23 protein-coding genes are annotated in these 23,723 nt (G+C 58.6%); 8 read left to right on the top strand and 15 right to left on the bottom strand.

Annotation, left to right across the window (positions count from 1 at the left end; all coding sequences use genetic code 11):
* Positions 1-78: 78 nt before the first annotated feature.
* The 4 genes from H6X51_RS10645 to H6X51_RS10630 form a co-directional block, all read right to left on the bottom strand.
* Entirely contained in the window at positions 79-606 is a 528-nt protein-coding gene (locus H6X51_RS10645; RefSeq protein WP_221627311.1) for a flavin reductase family protein, read from the bottom strand.
* Positions 607-714: 108 nt separating this feature from the next.
* Complete coding sequence (locus H6X51_RS10640; RefSeq protein WP_185267510.1) at positions 715-1,869, bottom strand: LLM class flavin-dependent oxidoreductase; 1,155 nt, start codon at positions 1,867-1,869, stop codon at positions 715-717.
* Positions 1,870-2,072: 203 nt separating this feature from the next.
* Positions 2,073-3,176 (bottom strand): bifunctional 3,4-dihydroxy-2-butanone-4-phosphate synthase/GTP cyclohydrolase II, encoded by a 1,104-nt coding sequence (gene ribBA / locus H6X51_RS10635; RefSeq protein ID WP_105643217.1) that lies wholly within the window; start codon positions 3,174-3,176, stop codon positions 2,073-2,075.
* A 31-nt stretch (positions 3,177-3,207) separates the two neighbouring features.
* A complete protein-coding gene (locus H6X51_RS10630; RefSeq protein WP_105643216.1) occupies positions 3,208-3,720 on the bottom strand; it encodes a nuclear transport factor 2 family protein in 513 nt (170 codons plus the stop codon).
* Between the two features lie 231 nt (positions 3,721-3,951).
* Between H6X51_RS10630 and H6X51_RS10625 the strand changes: the two genes are divergently transcribed.
* Entirely contained in the window at positions 3,952-4,947 is a 996-nt protein-coding gene (locus tag H6X51_RS10625; protein WP_185267509.1) for an NADPH:quinone oxidoreductase family protein, read from the top strand.
* Between the two features lie 20 nt (positions 4,948-4,967).
* Here the strand turns inward: H6X51_RS10625 and H6X51_RS10620 are convergent, their stop codons facing one another.
* Positions 4,968-5,489 carry a nuclear transport factor 2 family protein gene (locus H6X51_RS10620; protein WP_185267508.1) on the bottom strand — a complete coding sequence of 174 codons (522 nt, stop codon included), beginning with the start codon at positions 5,487-5,489 and terminating at the stop codon, positions 4,968-4,970.
* A gap of 158 nt (positions 5,490-5,647) precedes the next feature.
* Here H6X51_RS10620 and H6X51_RS10615 point away from each other — a divergent pair, with 158 nt between their 5' ends.
* The 3 genes from H6X51_RS10615 (at position 5,648) to H6X51_RS10605 (ending at position 7,936) form a co-directional block, all read left to right on the top strand.
* Entirely contained in the window at positions 5,648-6,064 is a 417-nt protein-coding gene (locus H6X51_RS10615; RefSeq protein ID WP_218278807.1) for a nuclear transport factor 2 family protein, read from the top strand.
* Positions 6,065-6,098: 34 nt separating this feature from the next.
* Positions 6,099-6,845: an SDR family NAD(P)-dependent oxidoreductase gene (locus H6X51_RS10610; protein WP_185267507.1), complete on the top strand. Its 747-nt coding sequence runs from the start codon at positions 6,099-6,101 to the stop codon at positions 6,843-6,845.
* A gap of 101 nt (positions 6,846-6,946) precedes the next feature.
* Positions 6,947-7,936: an MBL fold metallo-hydrolase gene (locus H6X51_RS10605; protein ID WP_185267506.1), complete on the top strand. Its 990-nt coding sequence runs from the start codon at positions 6,947-6,949 to the stop codon at positions 7,934-7,936.
* Positions 7,937-7,972: 36 nt separating this feature from the next.
* Here the strand turns inward: H6X51_RS10605 and H6X51_RS10600 are convergent, their stop codons facing one another.
* Positions 7,973-8,665: a TetR/AcrR family transcriptional regulator gene (locus H6X51_RS10600; RefSeq protein WP_185267505.1), complete on the bottom strand. Its 693-nt coding sequence runs from the start codon at positions 8,663-8,665 to the stop codon at positions 7,973-7,975.
* Between the two features lie 107 nt (positions 8,666-8,772).
* Here H6X51_RS10600 and camD point away from each other — a divergent pair, with 107 nt between their 5' ends.
* From camD to H6X51_RS10580, 4 genes are all read left to right on the top strand, one after another.
* Positions 8,773-9,858, top strand: a complete 1,086-nt coding sequence (gene camD, locus H6X51_RS10595; protein WP_185267504.1) for a 5-exo-hydroxycamphor dehydrogenase — start codon at positions 8,773-8,775, stop codon at positions 9,856-9,858.
* A 23-nt stretch (positions 9,859-9,881) separates the two neighbouring features.
* A complete protein-coding gene (locus H6X51_RS10590; protein ID WP_185267503.1) occupies positions 9,882-11,129 on the top strand; it encodes a cytochrome P450 in 1,248 nt (415 codons plus the stop codon).
* Positions 11,130-11,146: 17 nt separating this feature from the next.
* Positions 11,147-12,415 carry an NAD(P)/FAD-dependent oxidoreductase gene (locus H6X51_RS10585; RefSeq protein WP_185267502.1) on the top strand — a complete coding sequence of 423 codons (1,269 nt, stop codon included), beginning with the start codon at positions 11,147-11,149 and terminating at the stop codon, positions 12,413-12,415.
* A gap of 67 nt (positions 12,416-12,482) precedes the next feature.
* Positions 12,483-12,806 carry a 2Fe-2S iron-sulfur cluster-binding protein gene (locus H6X51_RS10580; RefSeq protein ID WP_185267501.1) on the top strand — a complete coding sequence of 108 codons (324 nt, stop codon included), beginning with the start codon at positions 12,483-12,485 and terminating at the stop codon, positions 12,804-12,806.
* Positions 12,807-12,910: 104 nt separating this feature from the next.
* On the opposite strand, the gene H6X51_RS10575 is transcribed toward H6X51_RS10580, so the two are convergent.
* The 9 genes from H6X51_RS10575 to H6X51_RS10535 all read right to left on the bottom strand — a co-directional run bounded on the left by H6X51_RS10575 (position 12,911) and on the right by H6X51_RS10535 (position 23,689).
* On the bottom strand, positions 12,911-14,200 hold the full coding sequence (locus tag H6X51_RS10575; protein ID WP_185267500.1) for an adenylosuccinate synthase: 1,290 nt from the start codon (positions 14,198-14,200) through the stop codon (positions 12,911-12,913).
* Between the two features lie 49 nt (positions 14,201-14,249).
* Positions 14,250-15,440 carry an ATP phosphoribosyltransferase regulatory subunit gene (locus H6X51_RS10570; RefSeq protein WP_185267499.1) on the bottom strand — a complete coding sequence of 397 codons (1,191 nt, stop codon included), beginning with the start codon at positions 15,438-15,440 and terminating at the stop codon, positions 14,250-14,252.
* A 149-nt stretch (positions 15,441-15,589) separates the two neighbouring features.
* On the bottom strand, positions 15,590-16,462 hold the full coding sequence (gene hflC / locus H6X51_RS10565; RefSeq protein ID WP_185267498.1) for a protease modulator HflC: 873 nt from the start codon (positions 16,460-16,462) through the stop codon (positions 15,590-15,592).
* On the bottom strand, positions 16,462-17,670 hold the full coding sequence (gene hflK / locus H6X51_RS10560; RefSeq protein ID WP_185267497.1) for an FtsH protease activity modulator HflK: 1,209 nt from the start codon (positions 17,668-17,670) through the stop codon (positions 16,462-16,464). The genes hflC and hflK overlap by 1 nt, the downstream gene beginning before the upstream one ends.
* 118 nt (positions 17,671-17,788) lie before the next feature.
* A complete protein-coding gene (gene hflX, locus H6X51_RS10555) occupies positions 17,789-19,090 on the bottom strand; it encodes a ribosome rescue GTPase HflX (RefSeq protein ID WP_185267496.1) in 1,302 nt (433 codons plus the stop codon).
* Positions 19,091-19,107: 17 nt separating this feature from the next.
* A complete protein-coding gene (gene hfq / locus H6X51_RS10550) occupies positions 19,108-19,362 on the bottom strand; it encodes an RNA chaperone Hfq (protein ID WP_185267495.1) in 255 nt (84 codons plus the stop codon).
* A 132-nt stretch (positions 19,363-19,494) separates the two neighbouring features.
* Positions 19,495-20,469 (bottom strand): tRNA (adenosine(37)-N6)-dimethylallyltransferase MiaA, encoded by a 975-nt coding sequence (gene miaA, locus H6X51_RS10545; protein ID WP_185267494.1) that lies wholly within the window; start codon positions 20,467-20,469, stop codon positions 19,495-19,497.
* The gene (mutL, locus tag H6X51_RS10540) at positions 20,469-22,322 is read right to left on the bottom strand and encodes a DNA mismatch repair endonuclease MutL (protein ID WP_185267493.1); all 1,854 of its coding nucleotides are present in this window, start codon (positions 22,320-22,322) and stop codon (positions 20,469-20,471) included. Before mutL ends, miaA begins: the two co-directional genes overlap by 1 nt.
* Before the next feature lie 14 nt (positions 22,323-22,336).
* Positions 22,337-23,689, bottom strand: coding sequence for an N-acetylmuramoyl-L-alanine amidase (locus H6X51_RS10535; protein ID WP_185267550.1), 1,353 nt, complete (start codon positions 23,687-23,689; stop codon positions 22,337-22,339).
* Positions 23,690-23,723: the final 34 nt, after the last annotated feature.

Here is a 23,723-nt window from a genome sequence, read left to right as displayed (position 1 = left end):
AAATTCAGAACAGTTACCATTTAAATCTCCATCCCCAGACCATCATAGGCAATCATCATGAATGGTCATTTTTCAAGATTATATCGAACACGTTGAGAGTGGCGAAAAACCACCATACTCGCCGTGGGAAAATAGTAACGATCCACTCCCAGATTCAATCTGAAGATCACGGACAGCGCCAAGAACGATATAATGGTCTCCCGCCTCATCAACCCGTTCCAGGTCACAGTCTATCCACGCAACAACATCTTTTATGATGGGCGACCCATTTTTGGAAAGATAATAGTCCAAACCTTCAAATTTATTTTCGGCCTTGGAGGCAAGCCGCCTACAGACATCCAGTTGTTTAGCGCTCAGTACATTGACGCAGAATTTCCCGGCACGCTCTATTTTTGGCCAACTGGTCGAACTGCGATCAGGTAGAAACGCAACCAATGGTGGGTTCAACGAAACAGATGTAAAAGAGCCCACCGCCATACCGGCTATGTTCCCTTCTGGATCCACTGCGGTAATAGCGCATACCCCGGTGGGGTAATGCCCCAGAACCTTTCTGAATCGGCTTGGGTCGATCATTTCGCTTCTCTCTTCGCCAAGAATATCAGTCATGGCGCACCTCCAGATAAATTGATTCGGTTGCCACTCGAGCCTAATAGGGCCTGAATGGCAGCCGGGACGGGTCAAATCCATCGACCAATATTCAAGTGATTGCCAAGCTCACACCATGGTGCCTTCGGCGTCCTTGGTGGAGAAGCGTGGCGCAACCAATGAGGCAAACTTCTCCAGCTCTTCATTGTTCTGTTCCGGATCCAGGTGGCCCTGGCCAAACATGAGAAACAGTTCATTAAAGCCCAGACGGTCATGGGCACGGCCAATCTGGTCGGCAATCTCATCGGCACTGCCGATCAGAACGTTCGGCATCTTCTGACCGAAGGGGATAAACCACTTGTCCCAGAACCATTGATGCTCGGCCATCAGCTTCTGCGCATGCTCCTTGTCGTCAGTCAGCATCAAAAAACCACCCCAGGCGGCAACGTCTTCACGGGCAACATCACGCTCATGGGCCCGCGCCGTTTCGGCATAGCGGTTCCACAAGGTGTCACAGAAGTCCAGGTCTGCCGCCAGTACGATCGGCTTGCCTCCTTCGCGGGCCCACATATCCACTGTCCGCATGCTGCCGGCAAAGCCACCATAGATCTTCGGATGGGGGTTTTGATAGCACTTGGGAGCAATGCCGATCTTACGTACGATCCCATCAGCATCCATGCCTTTACCCATGCTGGCATAGGCCGGATGACCCGATGAACCGCCATTGGGCGGAAACTCCCAGTGCTTGCCCTTGTGGCTGAACACATCACTGGCCCAGGCTTTCTTGATGATCTGCAAGGACTCTTCAAACACTTCGCGGTTCAGCGCATCCTGCTCGTCACGCGCCTTGGCATTCACCGGTGTAGTGGCGCTCACACCCGGGCGAGCCGCCATGGAGTCAACCCAGCGTGCATGGTAACCACGGGTAAAGCCCACCATCAGTCGACCCTGGAGCATATGATCCAGCGTGGCAATTTCCTCGGCGACCCGTACCGGATTATGTGTGGGCAGGGTATAGCCCATGATGCCGGCCTTCATGCGCTTGGAGTGTAAGCCTACATACAAACTGAACATGCCCGGGTGGTTGTTGATCTCGAACCCTTCGATCTGCAGGTGGTGTTCGGGCTGACAGTAAGCCCCGTACCCCAGATCGTCAGCCAGGCGTACATAGCCGCGTACCTCTTCCAGGAAACGCTGATACAGCTCGGGCCGCTGGCCGGCCATACCGGCTTCCAGTTCATGCCGGCGGCCAATCACTCCCGTTTGCATCAAATTGAATTTCATATTGTCTTCCCCATCCCGTTCTTTGGTTCTTACAAATTAATCAGGGCTCACCACTAAGTCAACACAAATGTTGATTTGGTGGGCAAAAAAAAGCAGCACCCATGGAAGCTGCATATAACTTACTGAAAAATAATAATATTTTTAAAAATAAATGCTACTACAATTACCAGTACCTCTTTTGAGCGCGTAAACTGGATGCGTAGTCAGTTGCAGTCAACGTACTCAAAAACCTGCAGGTTGAACCCGGAAATACCGTGATATTTTGCCGGCCCGGCCATCAGCCGCATATCCCCCAAACCAAGATCCCTGAGTATCTGAGAGCCTACCCCTATCATGAGCGGATCCCCATCTGCAGGAGCTCTGGACAACTTAGACTTGCCTGTCAGCACATCAACTCTGAGTTTCACGTCGTTGGATGTTTCATGACCTGCAAGGAGCACCAGTGCCCCCTTCCCTTCCGCTGCGATGCGGGCGAGACAACGTTGAATATTCCAACCACTACTGCCGGGGATCTGGATACCCAACAGATCACGCAGAGCAACTGCTTGCTGCACACGAACCAGGGTTGGCGAACGATCCAGCGTACCTTGCGTGAGCGCCAGGTGAAGATCTCCATTGATCCGATCCCGATAGGTGTGCAGGAGAAACTCCCCATGCCCTGTCATGACCTGACTCTGACTTACCCGCTCAACCGTAGTCTCATATACGGCACGGTAGTGGATCAAATCAGCAATCGTCCCAATACGAAGTCCGTGCTCACGGGCAAATTCAAGCAATTCAGGTAGACGAGCCATACTCCCATCGTCATTCATGACTTCACAAATGACACCGGCCTCATTCAGCCCAGCCAACCGGGCAAGATCACATGATGCTTCAGTATGACCAGCACGTACCAATACCCCGCCAGGCTCAGCGATCAATGGAAAGATGTGCCCCGGTTGAACAATATCCTCCGCACGGGCATCTGGCTTCGCCGCTACTTGCACAGTACGCGCTCGGTCCGCGGCGGAGATACCAGTAGTCACCCCGGTGGATGCTTCAATGGAGGTAGTAAACTTGGTACCGAATCCCGAGTCATTACGTTCCACCATCAAGCGCAAGCCGAGGCGTTCCGCCTGATGCTTGCTCATCGGCATGCAAATCAGCCCTCGAGCAAAGCGGGCCATGAAGTTTACATGCTCAGCCTTGACATGCTGGGCAGCCATGACCAGGTCGCCCTCATTCTCGCGATCCTCGTCATCAATCAATATGACCATTTTCCCGAGGCGGATGTCCTCGATGATGTCTTCTATCGTGTCTAACTGCATAACTGCAACCCTGAATGGTCGATTGAACGGCTCAGCCCTGGCGAGCCGGCAGGTCGGCCGGTTGCGGATCGCTACCGGGCCAGCGCACACGCAACTCGGTGGTCAGCGATGTCACTACCTGCTCCCATGGACCCATATGTATTGTCAGCATTTCCCTTTGTGCGAAATACCATTTTCCATCCAGACGTACGTATTCATCCTGATAACGCACAGCTCCAAACAGACTCTCACCACCCATGGCAATTTCAAGGTGGGCGCCAACCACGCCAGTCGCACTGCTCTCACCGGTAAACGTGATCAGGCTGTAATGAGGGGTGTGGATAGTGACGCCCATATTGGCCCTGGCGTTGCGAAGAAACGCCATGATCGCTGCACGATCAGTTCCCCCTGTGAATCCGCCCGCACGGAAGACGGCATCAGGTGCAAATAGCATTTCCATCGTCGCGTAGTCGTCATCGTCTGTCGCGACAAAATAGCGGACGGCTAGGTCCTGTAACTCAGCCCGGTCTTCAAGTAACTTGAGTCTGCGTTCCACATCTGACATGGCGCATATCCTTTCTTTTTTGCTTGGAGCAATCCTGCAATCTTTATCAACCCCAGTCAACACAAAGGTTGATCCCCCATGCTATTCGCTTGATGAATGATTGCATTTTGCTGAGTGCGTACCTTTGAATCAAGAAATCAACATTAAAGTTGACTTGAGCTGACTCCAACGTCAGTATCCCAGCTGCTCATGCTCTACTTCTCATCGAATAACACTAGCGAGAGGGCTACCATGCGAGCCATCATTTGCGAAGAATACGGCCCGGCCGAGACACTGATCTCAGGCTATGTGGACAGTCCGCCCATAGGGCCTGACGATATCCGAGTCAGAGTCCATGCTGCCGCGGTCAACTTTCCTGACAACCTACTCATCCAGGGTCAGTATCAAGTCAAACCACCACTACCTTTCACTCCAGGGTTTGAAGTCGCTGGCGAAGTCATTGAAGCCGGCACCAATATCACCCGCCACCGTGTAGGCGACCGGATTATGGCACTGACAAGGGACGGCCATGGCGGCTTTGCCGAAGAAGCCGTGGCCCGTGCCGAACTGGCGGTTCCGGTGCCCGAGGGCATGGACTATGTCACGGCATCCGGGTTCTATTCGTCGTACGGCACCAGTTACTACGCGCTGGTCCGGCGCGGCCGGATACAACAGGGTGAAACGCTGGTGGTGCTGGGCGCCGCAGGCGGAGTGGGCTTGGCCAGCATCGAAATTGCCAGGGCTCTCGGCGCCAGGGTAATCGCCGTCGCCAGTTCCGCCGATAAGCTGGGGGCTGCCAAGGCACATGGCGCGCATCACTTGATCGATTACAGCCGTGAAGATCTGAAGCAACGGGTGCTGGAACTGACCGATGGCCGGGGCGCCGATCTGTGCATGGACACCGTTGGCGGCGAAGCCTTCAACAGCATGTCGCGCTGCATGAACCATGACGGCCGGTTGCTGATCGTCGGCTTTGCCAGCGGCCAGATTCCGCAGATTCCGGCCAACCTGTTGTTGTTGAAGAATTTCCAGGTGGTTGGTATCTTCTGGTGGCCCGCCGTGCAACGCGACCCGGCTCAGCATCAGGCCAGCTTCACCCAACTGTCGGACATGTACAGGACGGGCAAGCTGGAACCGCTGATCTCGAAGACCTATCCGCTGGAGCAGACGCCGGAAGCGCTCAAGGCCATACTATCGCGCAGCCTGATCGGCAAACTGGTGATCACGCCAACCGGCGACCTCCACTGACGGAACACCATTAGCCTCGCTCAGCGAGGCTTCCCTGTCGTCATGAATCGATGCACCGGATCAGCCGGAAAGCGGGCGCCCCGCGTGAAGCCATCCAGGGGGATCGGCGCGTCCGCTTCGGCCCAGGTTTCAACCTTGTGCCAATCCAGCACCACCGTGCGCTCATCGATTTTCCACTCGCCATTGCGCCGGGAAAAGCGGTCCAGATAACGTGCGCCCATCACGTCCGCCAGCCGTGGGCTACCCTTGCGCAACAGTGTCGCCACGACCTGCGATTCGGACAGGGCGCGATCCCCGTCAACCTCGATCAGGACGTTGCTGATCGAGTGCGTGGTCGTCAGATTGGCGGCGGTCAGGCGGGCAGACACGAAGCGGGCAAAGTCGCTTCCGCTTCCCCGCCAGTAACCGTGATCATCATAGGCGTCATCATGGTAGACGGAACGAATCAACTCCTCATCGCAGCGATCCGCACCACGGCAGTAACGAACCAGTACTTCATGGATCGCCTGCTTGTCCAGCAATACCTGCAGTGCCTTGTTCATTTTTATTTCTCTCCTGTTCTTGTGTAACGTCCACAACAACCCATATCAACACAAATGTTGACCACGATAAAGCAGGAATGCTATTGATAGTCGACCACACAACAAAAATCAGGATCAGCCTGCTCTGTTCAGGCAATCCCAGGCGCAGGAGTAGTGCAGTGAACACAACCAACGATTTGCTTGAACGCAACAAAGAGGTGGTGCGCCACTTTCTGTGTGTTTTCTCGACCGGCAATGTGGCCGGTATTCTCGAATGCCTGGACGATGACTGTATCTGGTGGGTATCCGGTAATGTGCCCGGTATCTCGGGCAGCTATGACAAGCAACAGATGGGCGAACTGCTAAGCGGCGTCGTCAATGCGTACAAGCAGGGCGCTCTGCCGATCACCCCCGGCGGGATGACCGCCGAAGGCAAGCGGGTCGCGGTGGAAGCCGAGTCGTGCTCGGAATTGAACAATGGAAGAGTGTTCAGAAACACCTACCACTTCCTGTTCGAAGTGGACGGCAAGCGCATCACCGGCATCAAGGAATACAGTGACACATTGCATCTGTACGAAACCTTTATCGCCGAGTAGTTCACAACGACCAATATAACAAGAGGATGACATCATGGGTAGACTGACAGGCAAAGTGGCGCTGATTACCGGGGCCGCCAGGGGCATGGGCGAATCCCATGCCAGGTGTTTCATTGCCGAAGGCGCCAAGGTGGTATTGACCGATGTATCGGAACAGGTCGGGCAGGCGCTGGCCGATGAACTGGGCGGCAACGCGCTGTTCCTGAAGCACGACGTTACCTGCGCCAGATCCTGGACCGAGGTGGTCGCCAAGGCCGAGTCCGTGCATGGGTACATCAATGTGCTGGTCAACAATGCCGGCATACTCGGTCCGGTCGCCAACACCCTGGCGCTCAGCGAGGCAGATTACCTGAAGGTTTGCAACGTCAACCAGCATTCCGTTTTTCTCGGTATGCAGGCTGTTCTGCCATCCATGCTCAAAGCCGGCATCGGTTCCATCGTGAACATCTCCTCGATTGCCGGCATGGCCGCCAACTATGGTTTCCCGAACCTGGCCTATGTGGCCAGCAAATTTGCCGTGCGCGGCATGACCAAGGCCACGGCGGTCGAATACGGCAACAGGAATATCCGCGTCAACTCGGTTCACCCAGGCTTTATTCAGACTCCGATGATGGTGGAAGCAACCAATGAAAGTGGAGGTGATGCCCTCAGCTTGATTCCCTTGGGCCGTATTGCTGACCCAAAAGAGGTTTCCAATCTAGTGTTGTTCCTGGCGTCTGACGAGGCATCGTACATCACCGGCAGCGAGTATCTGGTAGACGCCGGCATGCTGGCCCAATAGCGAACCAGGCTCAACCCGACGTGCATTGGAGCGCTCCATATCATCAATGTACTGATTTTTCACGTCCTGACATCCATTGTCAGGCACGGAGAATAACCATCATGTCTTCAAGATTTCTTTTCCGTAGATCCTTGCTGGCAGCAGGCTTAGCGGCAGTTGTTGCAGCATCGACATCTCTGGCCGAGCCCATAGCAAAGCAACCACATCAGGTACCCGGCTATTATCGAATGAACATCGGCGAGCTGGAAGTTACCGCCCTGTATGATGGCTACGTTCATTTTGACCCGGCGTGGCTGAAGGGAATAAGTAAAGACAATTTGCAAAACCTGCTGAATGAAATGTTCATCAATACTGAAGAGGGAATACAAACAGCGGTAAATGGCTATCTCATCAACACCGGCAGCCATTTGATATTGGTAGATGCAGGCGCTGCAGAATGCTTCGGACCTACTATGGGCTCCCTGGCAAACAACCTCCGAGCGTCAGGTTACAAGCCGGAGCAGATCGATACTGTCCTGCTGACTCACCTGCATCCCGACCATTCCTGCGGTGTGGCCAATGCTGATGGCACCCCAGCCTTTCCCAATGCGATCATTTACGTTCCCCAGGCAGAGGCAGAGTTCTGGCTGGATACAGCCATGGGGGATATCGCAGAAACCGACCAGGCTTTCTTCGATATGACCCGCACAGCCATGGCGCCCTATACCGAAGAAAAGCTTCAACGTTATCAACCGGATGATACGCTGCTCCCCGGGGTGAAAAGTGTTCCTGCCTACGGGCATACGCCCGGTCATACCGCCTACCTGTTCAGCTCAGGCACCGAGCGCCTGATGGTATGGGGGGATATAGTGCATAACCATGCAGTGCAGTTTGCTCACCCTGACGTTGTAATAGAAGCTGACGTCGATACCGATCAAGCCAGAGCTTCGAGACTGCAATTGCTTTCCAGGAGCTCTGCGCAGAAATTCTGGATTGCCGGTGCGCACCTCCCATTCCCCGGCCTGGGCCATGTTCGGGTCAAGAGTGACGCCTATGCGTGGGTTCCGGCCGAGTTTTCTCCAATAGTGGACAGTCTGGAGTCAGCCGAGTAGCAACCACAGGCGGGCCCACCCGTGCCCGCCTTTTCGTCAAGACTCAAACAACGCACCCAGGGTTATTTCAAGCAACGCCTTTTGCAACACAGGCTCTTCAGAGCCCTCCAATACCAGGCCATCTTTGCTGACTGCGTAGGTCAATGCACCTAAAGCCGACATCCATAACAGTTGCGCGGTGTCCTCGGAGGAGAACTTCAATAGCCCCCGGCCATGGACTTCCTTCAGGTCCTCCACTAGCCCCCGCAATGTCTCGCTTACCATGCTCGGCGGATTCCCTGCCATTATCTGCTGAATAACAATGCGGCACATGTTCGGTTCAGAGTGGGCAAATTCAAGAAATGTCGCCCATCCATCACGAATGCCCTTCAACGGACCTTTTTCCTCCGCACCACCATGATAAGCCTTCGCAACCTCCAGATAGGTTTCATCAATTGCCGACTTATGCAAACCTTCCAAATCGCCATAGTAATGATACAAGGTAGGTGGCGTCACACCCGCGGCCGCACAAATTGCCCGCATGGTTGCACCTTCTCGCCCTTCGCTGCTGAGTAACTGCCTTGCCGCACGCAACAGATCGCGCTTGACATCTACCTGACTGATTTCCATCCGCATCTTTTTCTTTGGTGAGTTCACTGCGGCCAATGGGAGCCCTCCCCCTGCTGTTTGCCAATGTTCATAGCCAACACTGTATTTTTCATCGCGCGTGTTGACTAAATTCCGAGCCATGGATATGCTCACTATATCACCGATATAGGACCCAACCCAGCATCCTGGGCAACACAGGTCAGGCTCCCTGACGGAACCAGTAAACATAATAAAAAAGAGGTGCAAGCATGCAATACGCTAGAGCGGCAGTAATGGTGGAACAAAATCGGGTTGAAACCTGGGAAGTGCCTATTTTCGACCCACAACCCGGCGGCGCATTGGTCCGTGTCGTGCTTGGCGGTGTCTGCGGTAGCGATGTGCACATTGTTTCCGGTGAAGCAGGCGCAATGCCCTTTCCCATCATCCTTGGTCATGAGGGTGTTGGTCGGATCGAGAAGCTGGGCGAGGGTGTCAACACCGACTATGCCGGCGTTCCGGTAAAACCGGGCGACCTGGTGTATTGGGCGCCCATCGCGCTATGTCACCGCTGCCACAGTTGCACCGTGTTGGACGAGACACCCTGCGACAATTCAACTTTTTTTGAACATGCCGAGAAGCCCAACTGGGGTAGTTACGCCGATTTTGCCTGCCTGCCAAACGGCATGGCGTTCTATCGTCTGCCAGATCATGCCCAACCTGAGGCGCTGGCCGCCCTGGGTTGTGCCCTCCCTACTGTATTACGTGGCTACGACCGTTGCGGCCCTGTTGGGCTGGGCGACACTGTCGTGGTGCAAGGCGCTGGCCCGGTAGGTTTGGCAGCTGTGCTGGTCGCTGCTGCCTCGGGAGCAAAGGACGTTATTGCCATTGATTACTCCCAGACCCGCCTGGAAATGGCCCGCAGTCTGGGGGCAACCGAGACCATCTCGCTCCAGGACACTACTACAGAGGAGCGCCAGCGCATCGTCAGCGACCGCTTCGGCAAACGTGGAGCCAGTGTTGTTGTCGAAGCAGCCGGCGCGCTACCCGCCTTCCCTGAAGGAGTAGACCTGACTGGCAACCATGGGCGCTACATACTGCTCGGCCTCTGGGGCGCTATTGGAACCCAACCGATTTCGCCACGTGATCTGACCATAAAGAATATTCATGTATCAGGCGCGACCTTTCCCAAACCAAAACATTATTACCAGGCGATGCACTTTGCCGCCCAGATGCAGGAAAAATATCCACTTGCAGACCTGATTACTCAACGCTTTGCCATCAGGGATGCGAATAAAGCGCTTGAGCAAGTCAAGACTGGCAACCTGATCAAACCCGTGATCGACCCCACTCTATGAAATATTGAGTCAGGAGAATAACAATGAGTACTGAAACCATGCTTACCAACAATGGTCTTGCTCCGCTGCCGCCTCACGTGCCTGAGCATCTCGTCTTCGATTTTGACATGTATAACCCACCGAATTTGTCGCAAGGCGTACAGCAGGCATGGGCGGCACTACAGGGACCGAACGTCCCGGATATTGTCTGGACTCAGCGCAACGGCGGTCACTGGATAGCAACGCGCGCAAAAATCATCCGCGAGGCTTATGAGAACCACCAGTATTTTTCCAGCAAATGTCCGTTTATCCCACGGGAAGTGGGTGAAGCTTACGATTTCATTCCAACCTCAATGGATCCGCCAGAACAACGTAAATACCGGGCCCTTGCCAATAGCGTAGTAGGCTTACCGGTGGTGGACCGGCTGGAATCACAGATCCGCGAGTTGGCCTGTACGCTCATTGACGATCTGCGCTTAAAGGGCGAATGCAATTTCACCGACGCTTATGCCGAGCCCTTCCCCATTCGCATTTTCATGTTGCTGGCAGGGTTACCCGATAAGGATATTCCCCATCTCAAATATATATGCGACCAGATGACTCGGCCCGACGGCAGCATGACCTTTGCCGAGGCACGAGATGCGCTGTATACATACCTGATACCCATCATTGCCGAGCGCAAAGGAAAGTCGGGGACGGATGCGATCAGTATTGTCGCCAATGGAAAAATTGATGGCCGCCCCATTACCGATGATGAAGCCAAGAGACTCTGCGGCCTGCTGTTGCTAGGCGGTCTGGATACCGTAGTCAACTTTCTCAGTTTTGCCATGGAGTTTCTGGCAAGAAGCACTGAACATCGCCGAGAGCTGGCAGAGAATCCCAGTAGCATACCCGCAGCCACCGAAGAGTTACTACGGCGATTCTCGCTAGTTGCCGACGGGCGCATCCTGGGCAGCGATTATGAGTTCCATGGCGTACAGATGAAGAAGGATGACCTTATTCTGCTACCCCAATTGTTGTCCGGTCTGGATGATCGGGAAAATGCCTGCCCAATGCATGTGAACTTCGACCGTAAGGACATTTCACATACCACCTTCGGTCACGGCAGTCACTTATGTCTGGGTCAACACCTGGCACGGCGGGAAATCATCATCACTCTGGAAGAGTGGCTCGCACGAATCCCTGATTTTTCCATCAAGCCTGGTGCTGAGGTACAACATCAGAGCGGGATAGTCAGCGGCGTAAAATCCCTGCCCCTGGTTTGGGATACTGCGTCGACCAAAGCGGTTTAGCTGCGGGAGGCCGCATTGTGAAAGCATATGAAAAAGTAGTCATCATAGGAACTGGGCAGGCCGGGGTCGAAGTTGCCTTCGGCCTAAGAGCCAATGGCTGGCAAGGCGAGATTACTCTGATAGGGGAAAGCGCTGATATTCCACACCACCTGCCCCCCCTATCCAAAGCTTATCTGGCTGGTACAGCAACTGCCGAAAGCCTGTATCTAAGAACACCAGAAGCTTATCAGGCACAGAATATCCACTTGCTGAGCGGCATCAGAGTCGATGCTATTAACCGCGAAGCTGCTCAGGTACAGCTCGCCGACGGACAAGCACTGAGCTATGATCGATTAGTTCTGGCAACCGGCGGCCGTCCACGCACCATGCCGGCGGACTGCGGCCCCTTGGCGGAGGCGGACAATTTTTGCTATCTGCGCACGCTATCGGACGCGGAACGTATTCGTCTTCAGTTGGTGCCTGGCAACCGGATGGTGGTGATAGGGAGCGGCTACATCGGCCTGGAGGTTGCCGCCTCCGCAATTAAAACAGGTATGCAGGTCACGCTGCTGACGATCGCAGATCGGGTACTGGATCGCGTAACCGCGCCACTGGTGTCGTCTTTCTATGAACGCCTGCACCGCGCAGCAGGAGTGGATATCGAGGTCAACACCCAGATTGCCGGCTTTGAGATGTCTGCAGATCAGCAGCACGTACGAGCCGTAGTCTGCGCCGATGGCAGACGACTCGATGCCGATCTGGTGGTCGCCGGCATCGGGCTGGTTCCAAATTGCGAACTGGCCAGCGCAGCCGGGCTGCAGGTCGATGATGGAATCATCGTCAACGAACTGATGCAAACATCAGATCCAGCGATCATGGCACTCGGCGACTGCGCCCGCTTTCACAGTAGCATCTATAACCGCTGGGTCCGTATCGAGTCCGTGCCCAATGCTCTGGAGCAGGCAAGAAAAATCGCCGCAATCCTGTGTGGAAAAACCTATCGCAGCGAAGCTGCTCCCTGGTTCTGGTCTGATCAATATGACATAGGATTGAAGATGGTTGGCCTCTCCGATGGTTACGAGCGGATCGTAATTCGAGGCAGTATGGAGCAACCAGACTTCAGCGTTTTCTATCTCAAAAACAATCGGGCATTAGCTGTAGATACAGTGAACCGTCCAGTGGAGTTCAATCTATCGAAGCAGATGGTCACCGATCAACTCCTGATTGATCCAGCTCTATTGGCCGATGAGAGCGTACCATTGAAAGAGATCATAGCCGCAGCAAGAGCTGAGCCGAATTACGCCTGAATATAGCCAGCAATTCTACAGTCAGAAGACTGGTTTTTTTACCCCAATGGGTACAAGGATAAGAACAATGTCTAAAGTCGTATACATATCACATGATGGAACCCGGCATGAACTGGATGTGTCGGATGGAGTCAGTCTGATGCAGGCCGCAGTGTCCAACGGCATCTATGACATCGTGGGCGACTGTGGAGGTAGCGCCAGTTGCGCGACCTGTCACGTTTATGTGGACGAGGCGTTTTGTGACAGGCTGCTCGCACCCACAGAGCGCGAAGCCGGTATGCTGGAATGCGCGGCAGCTGAAGTAAAACCCAACAGCAGACTATGCTGCCAGATTGTCATGTCCCCAACACTCGACGGCCTCGTGGTAGAAATACCCGACCGGCAGTGGTGATTCTCAGCGGTCACATCCACTACTACGATCAAAGCAAGTAAAAACCAAAAGGCCTGAGTCCTGTGCAATACAGAACCCAGGCCCTCAAGTCCAATCAGCTCAACTCAGAAAATCTGACGCTTAATGATGGTCTCGTTACGGTCCGGGCCGGTCGAGATCATGTCGATCGGCGCTCCGACCAACTCCTCGATACGCGCGATGTAGGCTTGCGCATTAGCTGGCAGGTCGGTCAGCGACTGTACGCCCAGCGTGGATTCGCTCCAACCGGGAACCTCCTCGTATACCGGTTCCAGACCGAGATAGCTGTCAGCATCCGTGGGCGCTTCCAGCACCGCGCCGTCCGCATCACGATAGCCAACACATATCTGGATCACATCCAGGCCGTCGAGTACGTCCAGCTTGGTCAGGCACAGACCGCTGATGCTGTTGATCTCGATGGCACGACGCAGTATGACGGCATCGAACCAGCCGCAGCGGCGGGCACGGCCGGTGGTGGAGCCGAACTCGTGGCCGCGCTGGGCCAGGCGCTCGCCGATATCATCGAACAGTTCGGTGGGGAACGGGCCGGAACCGACGCGGGTGGTGTAGGCCTTGGTGATGCCCAGCACGTAATCCAGGTACAGCGGGCCGAAACCGGAACCGGTGGCGGTGCCGCCGGCGGTGGTGTTGGAGCTGGTGACATAGGGGTAGGTGCCATGGTCGATATCCAGCAGCGAGCCCTGGGCGCCTTCGAACATGATGTTGGCGCCTGCGCGGCGCAGCTCGTGCAGACGCGCGGTGACGTCGGTCACCAGCGGTGCCAGCCACTCGGCGAATTTCATCGCCTCTTCCAATGTCTTCTGGAAGTCGATCGGCTCGACCTTGTAGTAGTTCTGCAGTACGAAGTTGTGGTAATCCAGCACCTCGCCCAGCTTGGCAGCGAAACGCTCGCGGTGGAACAGGTCGGCGACGCGCAGGCCACGGCGCGAGACCTTGTCTTCATAGGCCGGGCCGATACCACGACCGGTGGTGCCGATCTTGGCTTCGCCGCGGGCCTTCTCGCGGGCCTGGTCCAGGGCTACGTGGTAAGGCAGGATCAGCGGGCAAGCCGGGCTGATGCGCAGGCGCTCACGCACCGGCACGCCCTTGGCTTCCAGGCCGGTCACTTCCTTGACCAGCGCCTCGGGGGACAGCACCACACCGTTGCCGATGTAGCACACCACATTGTCGCGCAGGATTCCGGAGGGAATCAGGTGCAGGACGGTTTTCTCGCCGTCGATGACCAGGGTGTGACCAGCGTTGTGTCCTCCCTGATAGCGCACCACGGCCGATACCTGATCGGTCAGCAGATCGACGATCTTGCCCTTGCCCTCATCACCCCATTGGGTGCCCAGGATGACAACATTCTTACCCATGTTCAGCTCTTGCCTCACTCGTTATGGACTGGCCCAGCAGGCCACGGAATCAAACTTGCAGTTCTGTAACCTGCCAGCAATCGTTTTCAAAGCGCAGGGCCCGATCGCAGCCCAGACCTACCGCATCAGCATCCAACTGGCCGGGCAACGCCACTATCACCCGCTCGCCGGCGCTGCGCAGCTGCATGACCTTGTCCTGCAGGCCCGGCTGGCTGGCATGTGGTGCCCAGATACCATGGCTGCGGCTGTCGGCCTCGATCTGCCCGCAGGCGACCAGCAGCCGCAGATCGGTGGAGAAGCCGGTAGCCGGGCGCGCCCGGCCGAAGTCCCGACCGATCTCATCGTAACGCCCGCCCTGGGCGATGCTCTGGCCAGTGCCGGGAATGAAGGCGGCAAAGGTCACCCCGGTGTGGTAGTGATAGCCACGCAGCTCGGCCAGATCGAAGTACAGCGGCACCGACGGGTAGCGCTGCGCTATGGTCTGGGCGATCTCCGCCAGCTCATCCAGTGCCACAGTGATCTGCTCGGGGGCGCCGTCGAGCAGCACGTGGGCCCGCTCCAGCACCTCGATGTCACCGGACAGGTCCACCAAGCCACACAGCATGGCCGCCAGCGAGGGCTGCTCGATACGCGCGGTCAACTCCCGCACCTCATCACCGGCCTTGCGCTGCAGGGCATCGAACAGCGCCCGCTCGGTTGCATCATCCAGTTCGGCAGCCTGTACCAGACCACGGTAGATGCCCACATGGCCCAGGTCGAGGTGCACCTGCTCGACTCGGCTGGCCGCCAGGGTTTCCAGCATCAGCGAAATGACTTCGATATCACTGGCGCTGGACGCATCACCGTACAGCTCGGCACCCAGCTGGATCAGGCTGCGCGAGGTGGACAATGGCCGTGGCAAGGTATGCAGCACGCTACCGCAATAGCATAGACGACTGGGGCCTTCGGCACCCAGGGTGTGGGCGTCGATCCGCGCCACCTGGGGGGTGATATCGGCGCGCAGGCCCAGCATGCGGCCGGACATCCGGTCGGTCATCTTGAAGGTCTGCAGGTCCAGATCGTGACCGGAGCCGGTCAGCAGGGATTCGAGGTACTCGATATGCGGGGTGATGACCAGGTCATACCCCCAGCGGGAGAACAGGTCCAGCAGTTGCCGGCGGGCCGCTTCGGTACGCGCCGCCTCCTCAGGCAGCACTTCTTCGATCCCGTCAGGCAACAGCCAGCGATCAACAGTAGGCATTTTCACAACCTTTATTACGTAAGGGCTAGCGGATCAGGTACAAGCAGGCAGCGCCGGCCACAAAAAAGCCGGGATGTCCCGGCTGCGCGATTGTAGCATGTTTTCCACCGGCCACACCCGCCAATAGGACGAGTGTGGCCAGTTCCGCTTCAGGGCTGTTGCGCGCCCCTGAAGAATTTGAAGAACTCGCTTTCCGGATCGATCACCAGCACATCGGACTTGCTGGCGAAACTCTCGCGATAGGCCTGCAGGCTGCGATAGAAGGAGTAGAACTCCGGGTCCTTGTTGTAGGCGTCGGCATAGATCGCTGCCGCCTCGGCATCACCCTGACCGCGGATTTCCTCGGCCTCACGGAAGGCTTCGGCCAGGATCACCCGCTGCTGGCGATCGGCATCGGCACGAATACCCTCGCCCAGCTCGCGACCCTTGGCCCGGTGCTCGCGCGCCTCGCGCTCACGCTCGGTGCTCATCCGCTCGAATACGCTGCGGTTGACTTCGCGCGGCAGGTCCATGCCCTTGACCCGCACGTCGACCACTTCGATACCCAGTTCACGCCGCGCGCTGGCATTCAGCTCAGCGGTGATGTCGGCCATCAACTGGTCGCGCTCACCGGCCACTACCTCATGCAGGGTACGGCGTGCCACTTCGTTGCGCAGACCGGATTCGAGCTGCCGTGACAGACGCTCCTCGGCGATCGAACGCAGACCGGAAGTCGCGGTGTAGTAGCGCTGCACGTTGGCAATGCGCCACTTGGCGAAGGAGTCCACCATCAACGCCTTCTTCTCCAGGGTCAGGTAGCGCTGGGTGGCGGTATCCAGGGTCAGCAGACGGCCGTCGAACAGCTTGGCCTCCTGCACGAACGGCAGCTTGAAGTGCAGGCCCGGCGGTACATCGTCACGCACTACCTTACCGAACTGCAGTACCAGACCGCGCTGGGTCTGCTCGACGATAAAGAAGCTGCTCCAGCCGACCACAATCACCACCAGGGCGATGATCAGTCCAAAAATCGACTTGTTAGTCATCAGCGGTTCTCCCTTGAACGCAGATCGCGCTGCTGCAATTGGGCGGGCAGACGCGTGTTGGCGTCGGCGCCAGTAGTGGAAGGCACGACAACGGAAGAGGAGGACGAACCGCCACCACCCTGCTGCATCAGCTTGTCGATAGGCAGGTACAGCAGGTTGCTGTTACCCTCGCCGCCGGACACCATGATCTTGCTGGTATTGCTCAGCACTTCCTGCATGGTCTCGATGAACATACGCTCACGCATCACTTGCGGTGCCTGTTGGTACTGGGCGACCAGCAGGTTGAAACGTTCGGCCTCACCCTCGGCGCGGGCGACCATGGCCTGGCGGTAACCGTTGGCTTCTTCCAGCAGGCGCTGGGCCTGACCGCGGGCTTCCGGGATTACGCCGTTAGCATAGGACTCGGCCTGGTTACGCTCACGCACCTCGTCTTCGCGGGCACGGATCACATCATCGAACGCATCCTGCACCTCGGCCGGTGCCTGGGCGCTCTCGATGTTCACCTGCACCACGGTGATGCCGGTCTGATAGGCATCCAGGTAACGCTGCAGGCGCTCGGTGGTCTCGACGCCCATCTGCTCACGCCCTTCGGTCAGCACCTGGTGCATCGGCGTGGAGCCGACCACGTGGCGCAGCGCACTTTCGGTGGCATGCCGCAAGCTGGTTTCCGGGTCCTCGACCTTCAGTACGAAGGATTCCAGGTTGGAAATCCGGTATTGCACCGCCAGCGGTACCTCGACGATGTTCTCGTCCTCGGTCAGCATCTGGCCCTGTTGGCGATAGGAACGCACCTGGGTGACGTTGCGCTGGTACTTCTTCTCGATCGGCGGGAAGTAGATATGCAGACCGGATTCGACGGTACGGTTGTATTCGCCGAAACGCAGTACCACTGCCTGCTCCTGTTCATCGACCATGTACACGGCGTTGAACAGCCAGAACACGAACAGCAGCACGGCGCCGATGACCCAGACTCCCTTGGGAATGCCCTGGCCACCACCGACCCGGCGACCAGCGCCGCCGCCATCACCACCGCCACGCTTCTTGCTGCCGAAGATGCCGTTCAGGCTGTCCTGCAGCTTGCGCAGAGCCTCGTCCAGATCGGGTGGCCCCTGTTTGCCGCCGCGATTGCCACCGCCACGGTTGCCACCACTCCCCCAGGGATCCTGGTTATTCGAGTTGTTACCACCACCAGGCTCATTCCACGCCATAGCGTTCTCCGTTGTCCAAACCTGTGAAACTGTTTCTGCCGACACCGGTGGCCGACGCAGTCATTTGCGCAATCCTACAGCAAATACCGCCTGGTTCGCGAACCGCGGCCGGCATCCATTATTGCAAAGTGTGTTGTTCCAGAAATGCTTCCGGCTGCCAGCCTTCACGCTTGAGCAGACGATTGAAGTCGCTGCGCGCCAACCGCAGGTCCAGTTCCTGGCGTCCATCCCCGGCGATACGCTCGCCGGTCACCGCCCCGGCGGCGTAGAACTGGGCACGCAAACGCGCCTCGGCGTGCTCGAGAACGATGCTTTCCTGCACGATATCGTCCCCCAGGCGCTCGGCGATGGCCTGCGCCAGCAGCTCCAGCCCGCGACCATCACGCGCCGACAGCCAGACGCGCACCGCAACCCCGTCGCCGTCACGCTGGATCTGCGGCTCGACATCGTCCAGCAGATCGATCTTGTTGTAGACCTCCAGCATCGGCAGTTCACTGGCACCGATTTCATTCAACACCAGATTGACCTGCTCGATATTCGACATCCGCTCCTCGTCCGCCGAATCGATCACATGCAACAGCAGGTCGGACTGGCTGGATTCCTCCAGGGTGGCGCGAAACGCCTCCACCAGCTTGTGCGGCAGGTGGCGAATGAAACCCACGGTATCGGCCAGCACCACCGGACCGATATCGGCCAGCTCGAGCCGGCGCAGGGTCGGATCGAGGGTGGCGAACAGCTGGTCGGCAGCATACACCGCGGACTCGGTGAGGGTATTGAACAGGGTGGATTTGCCGGCGTTGGTATAGCCAACCAGGGACACGACCGGAATCTCCGCCCGGCGTCGGCCACGACGCGCCTGCTCTCGCTGGCTGCGGACCTTTTCCAGGCGCTTGGTAATCTGCTTGATGCGCACCCGCAGCAGGCGACGGTCGGTTTCCAGCTGGGTTTCACCCGGCCCGCGCAGGCCGATCCCGCCCTTCTGTCTTTCAAGGTGGGTCCAGCCGCGAACCAGGCGGGTACTCAGGTGATCGAGCTGGGCCAGCTCGACCTGCAGCTTGCCTTCATGGGTACGGGCACGCTGGGCGAAGATATCCAGGATCAGACCGGTACGGTCGATTACCCGGCACTCGAGCTCACGCTCGAGGTTGCGCTCCTGACTGGGCGTCAACACGTGATTGAAGATCACCAGATCGCCCTCACCGGCCTTGACCAGATTGCGCAACTCTTCAACCTTGCCGCTACCGATGAGAAAACGCGGACTGGGCTGGTAGCGACTGATCGTCAGGAAATCGACAACCTCCGCCCCTGCCGAACGCACCAGCTCCAGAAACTCATGAGGGTCTTCACGGTTCTGCTCGTCCTGGCCCTCCAGGTGAACGAGTACCGCACGTTCACCCCCCTCATGGCGTTCAAAAAACAATCAGGCCTCCAGCGCGATCAAGGGTTACCGGCCTCGGCGTCATCACCGGTGCCCTGTACCGGCAGGCGTACCGGACGGCCGGGCACTACAGTCGAAATGGCGTGCTTGTATACCATCTGGCTGACGGTATTCTTCAGCAGGATGACGAACTGGTCGAAAGATTCGATCTGGCCCTGCAGCTTGATGCCATTGACCAGGTAGATGGATACCGGAACACGTTCCTTGCGCAGAACGTTCAGGTAAGGGTCTTGTAGTGAATGCCCTTTTGACATTGCCTCACTCCTTATGGAAACCATTATGGGAACCGCTAATAAGATTGAAATACATTATCCGGCCAGTCCACGACGGACAGCCAGTATCCAGATGACTGCTTGACACCTGTCGACGGAAGTACGACGAAAAGACTATATTGCGACGGGTCCGAGGTGTTTCAAGAGCTTGTCGGACCTTTTCGGATCCAGGCTGTCGAACCATTCGATTTCCTCGTGCCAACCGCGCAGCCAGGTAAACTGCCGCTTCGCCAACTGCCGGGTGGCAATCACACCTCGTTCGACCATCTCATCGAGGGAGAGTTTCCCCTCGAGGTAATCCCAGGCCTGTCGGTACCCCACTGCACGAACCGACGGCATCGACACATCCAGATCGCCCCGCGCATGCAAGGCTTGCACTTCGGCGATGAAGCCCTGCTCGATCATCTGTGAAAAGCGCAGGGCAATGCGTTCATGGAGGATATGTCGCTCCCGGGGAGCCACAGCCATATAGCGCGTAGTATAGGACATATTTGCCCCGCCAGTCGCGCTGCTTTGCGCAATTTCCAGCGCCTGACGGGCATGCCAATCGGTCAGGGTCACACCACTGAGCAGAAACACCTCATAGGCACGCTGGATGCGCTGCGGATCGTTGGGATGAATGCGCGCGGCCGATACCGGATCGACCTTGCCCAGTTCGGCATGCACTGCCTCCCAGCCGAGCTGCGCGGCCATCGTCTCGATGCGCTGGCGCACCACCGGATCGGCAGCCGGCATCTGCGCCAGCCCACCGGCCAGCGCCTTGTAGTAGAGCATGGTGCCGCCGACCAGCAGCGGAATGCGGCCACGGCCGATGATATCGGCGATCAGGCGCTGGGCATCGCTGCGAAACCGCGCCGCCGAATAGGCCTCGGCCGGGTCGAGGATGTCCACCAGATGGTGCGGGTAGCGGGCCAGGGTCTGGGCATCGGGTTTGGCGGTGCCGATGTCCATGCCGCGGTATACCAGTGCAGAATCCACGCTGATCAGCTCGCAGGGCAGCCGCTCGGCCAGATGCAGCGCCATGTCGGTCTTGCCCGCGGCGGTCGGCCCCATCAGGCAGATCACCGTGGGCGTAGGCGAATGCGTCATCAGCGCCCCCGCAGGAACAGCTTGTCCAGCTCGGCCATGCTCATGCGTGTCCAGGTCGGACGGCCATGGTTGCACTGGCCACTGCGCTCAGTCTGTTCCATGTCACGCAGCAGCGCGTTCATCTCTGCCAGGGTCAGTCGCCGGTTGGCGCGCACAGAGCCGTGGCAGGCCATGGTCGCCAGCAGCTCGTTGCGGTGTGCGTCGATACGGTCGCTGGTACCGTACTCCATCAGGTCGGCCAGCACATCCTGTACCAGCTGGGCTGCATCGGCCTGGCGCAGCAGCGCGGGAATCTCGCGGATAGCCAGGGTTTCCGGGCCCATGCGCTGCAGGGCAAAGCCCAGCCGGGCGAACCACTCGGCATGCTCCTCGGCACAATCGGCCTGGCGCTGGCTGACCGCCAGCGACTCCGGCACCAGCAGCGGCTGGCTGCGCAATCCCTCCAGCGCCATCGCCTGCTTCAGACGTTCATAAGTGATACGTTCATGGGCCGCATGCATATCCACCAGCACCAGGCCATCGGCGTTTTCCGCCAGGATGAACACGCCATGCAGCTGCGCCAGGGCATAGCCCAGCGGCGGAACCTCGCCGGCTTCGGTCTCCGCCGGCATGGCCGGCTGACTGGCGGCAGCGCCATACAGCCCGGCATAACCCTGGCTGGCACCGGCCAACTGCTGCGGTGACGGGCGCTCCATGGCCGGCACCGACCAGCTGGCCGCCGGCTCCTGCAGCGGCATGTGCGTCTGCCCGGAGAACACCCCGGCGCTCAGGCCGCTCGCCGCTGGCATGGCAGCCGGCTGCTGCAGCTCGCCGCCGAGCGACTGCTCCGAGGCCGGGGCAGCCCCATCCGGACGTTGCTCGGCCAGTGCCCGGTACAGGGTACTGAACAGGAAATCATGCACCATGCGGCCGTCGCGAAAGCGCACCTCGTGCTTGGTCGGATGCACGTTCACATCGACCACCGCCGGGTCCACTTCGAGAAACAGCACGAAGGTCGGATGGCGACCGTTGAACAGGACGTCGCGATAGGCCTGGCGCACCGCGTGGGCCACCAGCTTGTCACGGATCATCCGCCCGTTGACGCAGAAATACTGCAGGTCCGCCTGGCTGCGGGAGAAGGTCGGCAGTCCGACCCAACCCCACAGGCGCAGCCCGCCGCGCTCCTGATCGATGGTCACCGACTGCTCGACGAACGCCGGGCCGCAGATACTGGCTACGCGCCGCTGGGCCTCCTGCTCGGTATGCGCCGGCCGCAGGCTGAGCACCGAGCGGCCGTTGTGACGCAGGTTGAAAGCCACATCGAAGCGCGACAGCGCCAGGCGCTTGACCACCTCTTCCAGGTGGCTGAACTCGGTTTTCTCGGTACGCAGGAACTTGCGCCGGGCCGGGGTGTTGAAGAACAGGTCGCGCACTTCCACCGTGGTGCCCTGGGGATGCGCCGCCGGCTGTACCCGCGGGTTCATGTCGCGGCCCTCGGTTTCCACCTGCCAGGCCTGCTCCGCACCCTCGGCGCAGGAGGTCAGTACCAGCCGGGATACCGAGCTGACCGAGGCCAGCGCCTCGCCACGGAAGCCCAGGGTAGCGACCCGCTCCAGGTCATCCAGGTCGGCGATCTTGCTGGTGGCGTGGCGCGACAGCGCCAGCGGCAGATCACCTTCGATGATCCCGCGGCCATCATCGCGCACCCGCAGCAGCTTGACCCCACCCTGCTCGACATCGACGTCGATGCGCGTGGCACCGGCATCCAGGCTGTTCTCCAGCAATTCCTTGATCACCGACGCGGGGCGCTCGACAACCTCGCCGGCCGCGATCTGGTTGGCCAGTCGCGGATTCAACAATCGTATTCGGGACATATGACTTCTATTGTTCAGTCGTTCTTGACCAGCATACTGCCGGCCGGCACCTTGAGCACCTGGCCGACGCGGATCTGATCGTTGCGCAGGCCATTGGCCTGGCGCAGGCTGGCCAGACTGACCTCGTAGCGGGTAGCGATCATCGACAGGGTATCACCCCGGCTCACGGTATGCTCGCGCGGCCCCTGCGCCAGTTGGCCGTTGCTCTTGAGCGCAGCGATCCGGGTGCCGGGCGGCGGATTACGGTGGAAGTAGGCTTTGATGCCACTGTGCATGGCCCGTGCCAGCGCCTGCTGGTGGCTGCGCGTGACCAGCTTCTGCGCCTCGCCCGGGTTGGAGATGAACCCGGTCTCGACCAGGATCGAGGGGATATCCGGCGACTTGAGCACCATGAAACCCGCCTGTTCCACCCGGCGCTTGTGCAGCGGGGTGATCCTGCCGATCGAACTCAGCACCTGCTGGCCAACGTCCAGGCTGGCCGAGAGGGTGGCGGTCATCGACAGGTCGAGCAGCACACTGGCCAGTACCTGGTCCTTGTTGTCCAGGCTGACCCCGCCGACACCACCGATCAGGTCAGAGCGGTTTTCCCGATCCGCCAGCAGGCGCGCGGTTTCCGAGGTAGCTCCCCCGTGCGAGAGCGCGAACACCGAGGCACCGAAGGCACTGGGCCGGGTGAAGGCATCGGCATGGATGGAGACGAACAGGTCAGCACTATGCTTGCGGGCGATCTCGGTGCGCTTGCGCAGCGGAATGAAGTAATCACCGGTGCGTACCAGCTCCGCCTTAAAGCCCGGCTCAGCGTCGATCATGGTCTTCAGTTCACGGGCGATCGCCAGCACCACGTGTTTTTCCTGGGTCTTGTTGGGGCCGATGGCCCCTGGGTCCTCGCCGCCATGCCCGGCATCCAGGGCGATGACGATGTCGCGCTGGCCGGCTTCGGCCACCGAGCGGGTTGGCCGCTGCGGCAGTGGCGAGGCACTGGGTTCGGCGGTGGCCGGCAGCGACGACTGCGGCTCGTGGTCGTACAGGTCGACCACCAGGCGGTGGCCGTATTGCTGGTTCGGCGGCAGCGAGAAGCTCTTGGGCTTGACCTCGCGCGACAGGTCCAGCACCACGCGCAGGTCGGAGCCATCCCGTGGCGCTGAGCGCACCCCGGTCAGCGGGGTATCCTGCAAGGCCAGGCCGCTGGTGGAAGCCGAGAAGCTGGCGCCGGAGATATCGATCACCAGGCGTTCGGGATTGGACAGGGTGAACAGCTTGTGGTCCGCCGGACCGGTCAGGTCGAACACCAGCCGGGTATTGTCCGGGGCGCGCCACAGGCGCACGTTCTTGATCTCCGCCGCCTGCAGCAGGCCGCAGAACAGCATGCCGGTGGCCACCAGCAGCAGCGCGGCGGCCTGC

Origin of the sequence: Halopseudomonas xiamenensis (genome assembly GCF_014219065.1) — a bacterium.
GTDB lineage: Bacteria > Pseudomonadota > Gammaproteobacteria > Pseudomonadales > Pseudomonadaceae > Halopseudomonas > Halopseudomonas xiamenensis.
The sequence above is the reverse complement of the archived record's forward strand: the minus strand, read 5'-3'. Positions and strand labels throughout refer to the sequence as shown.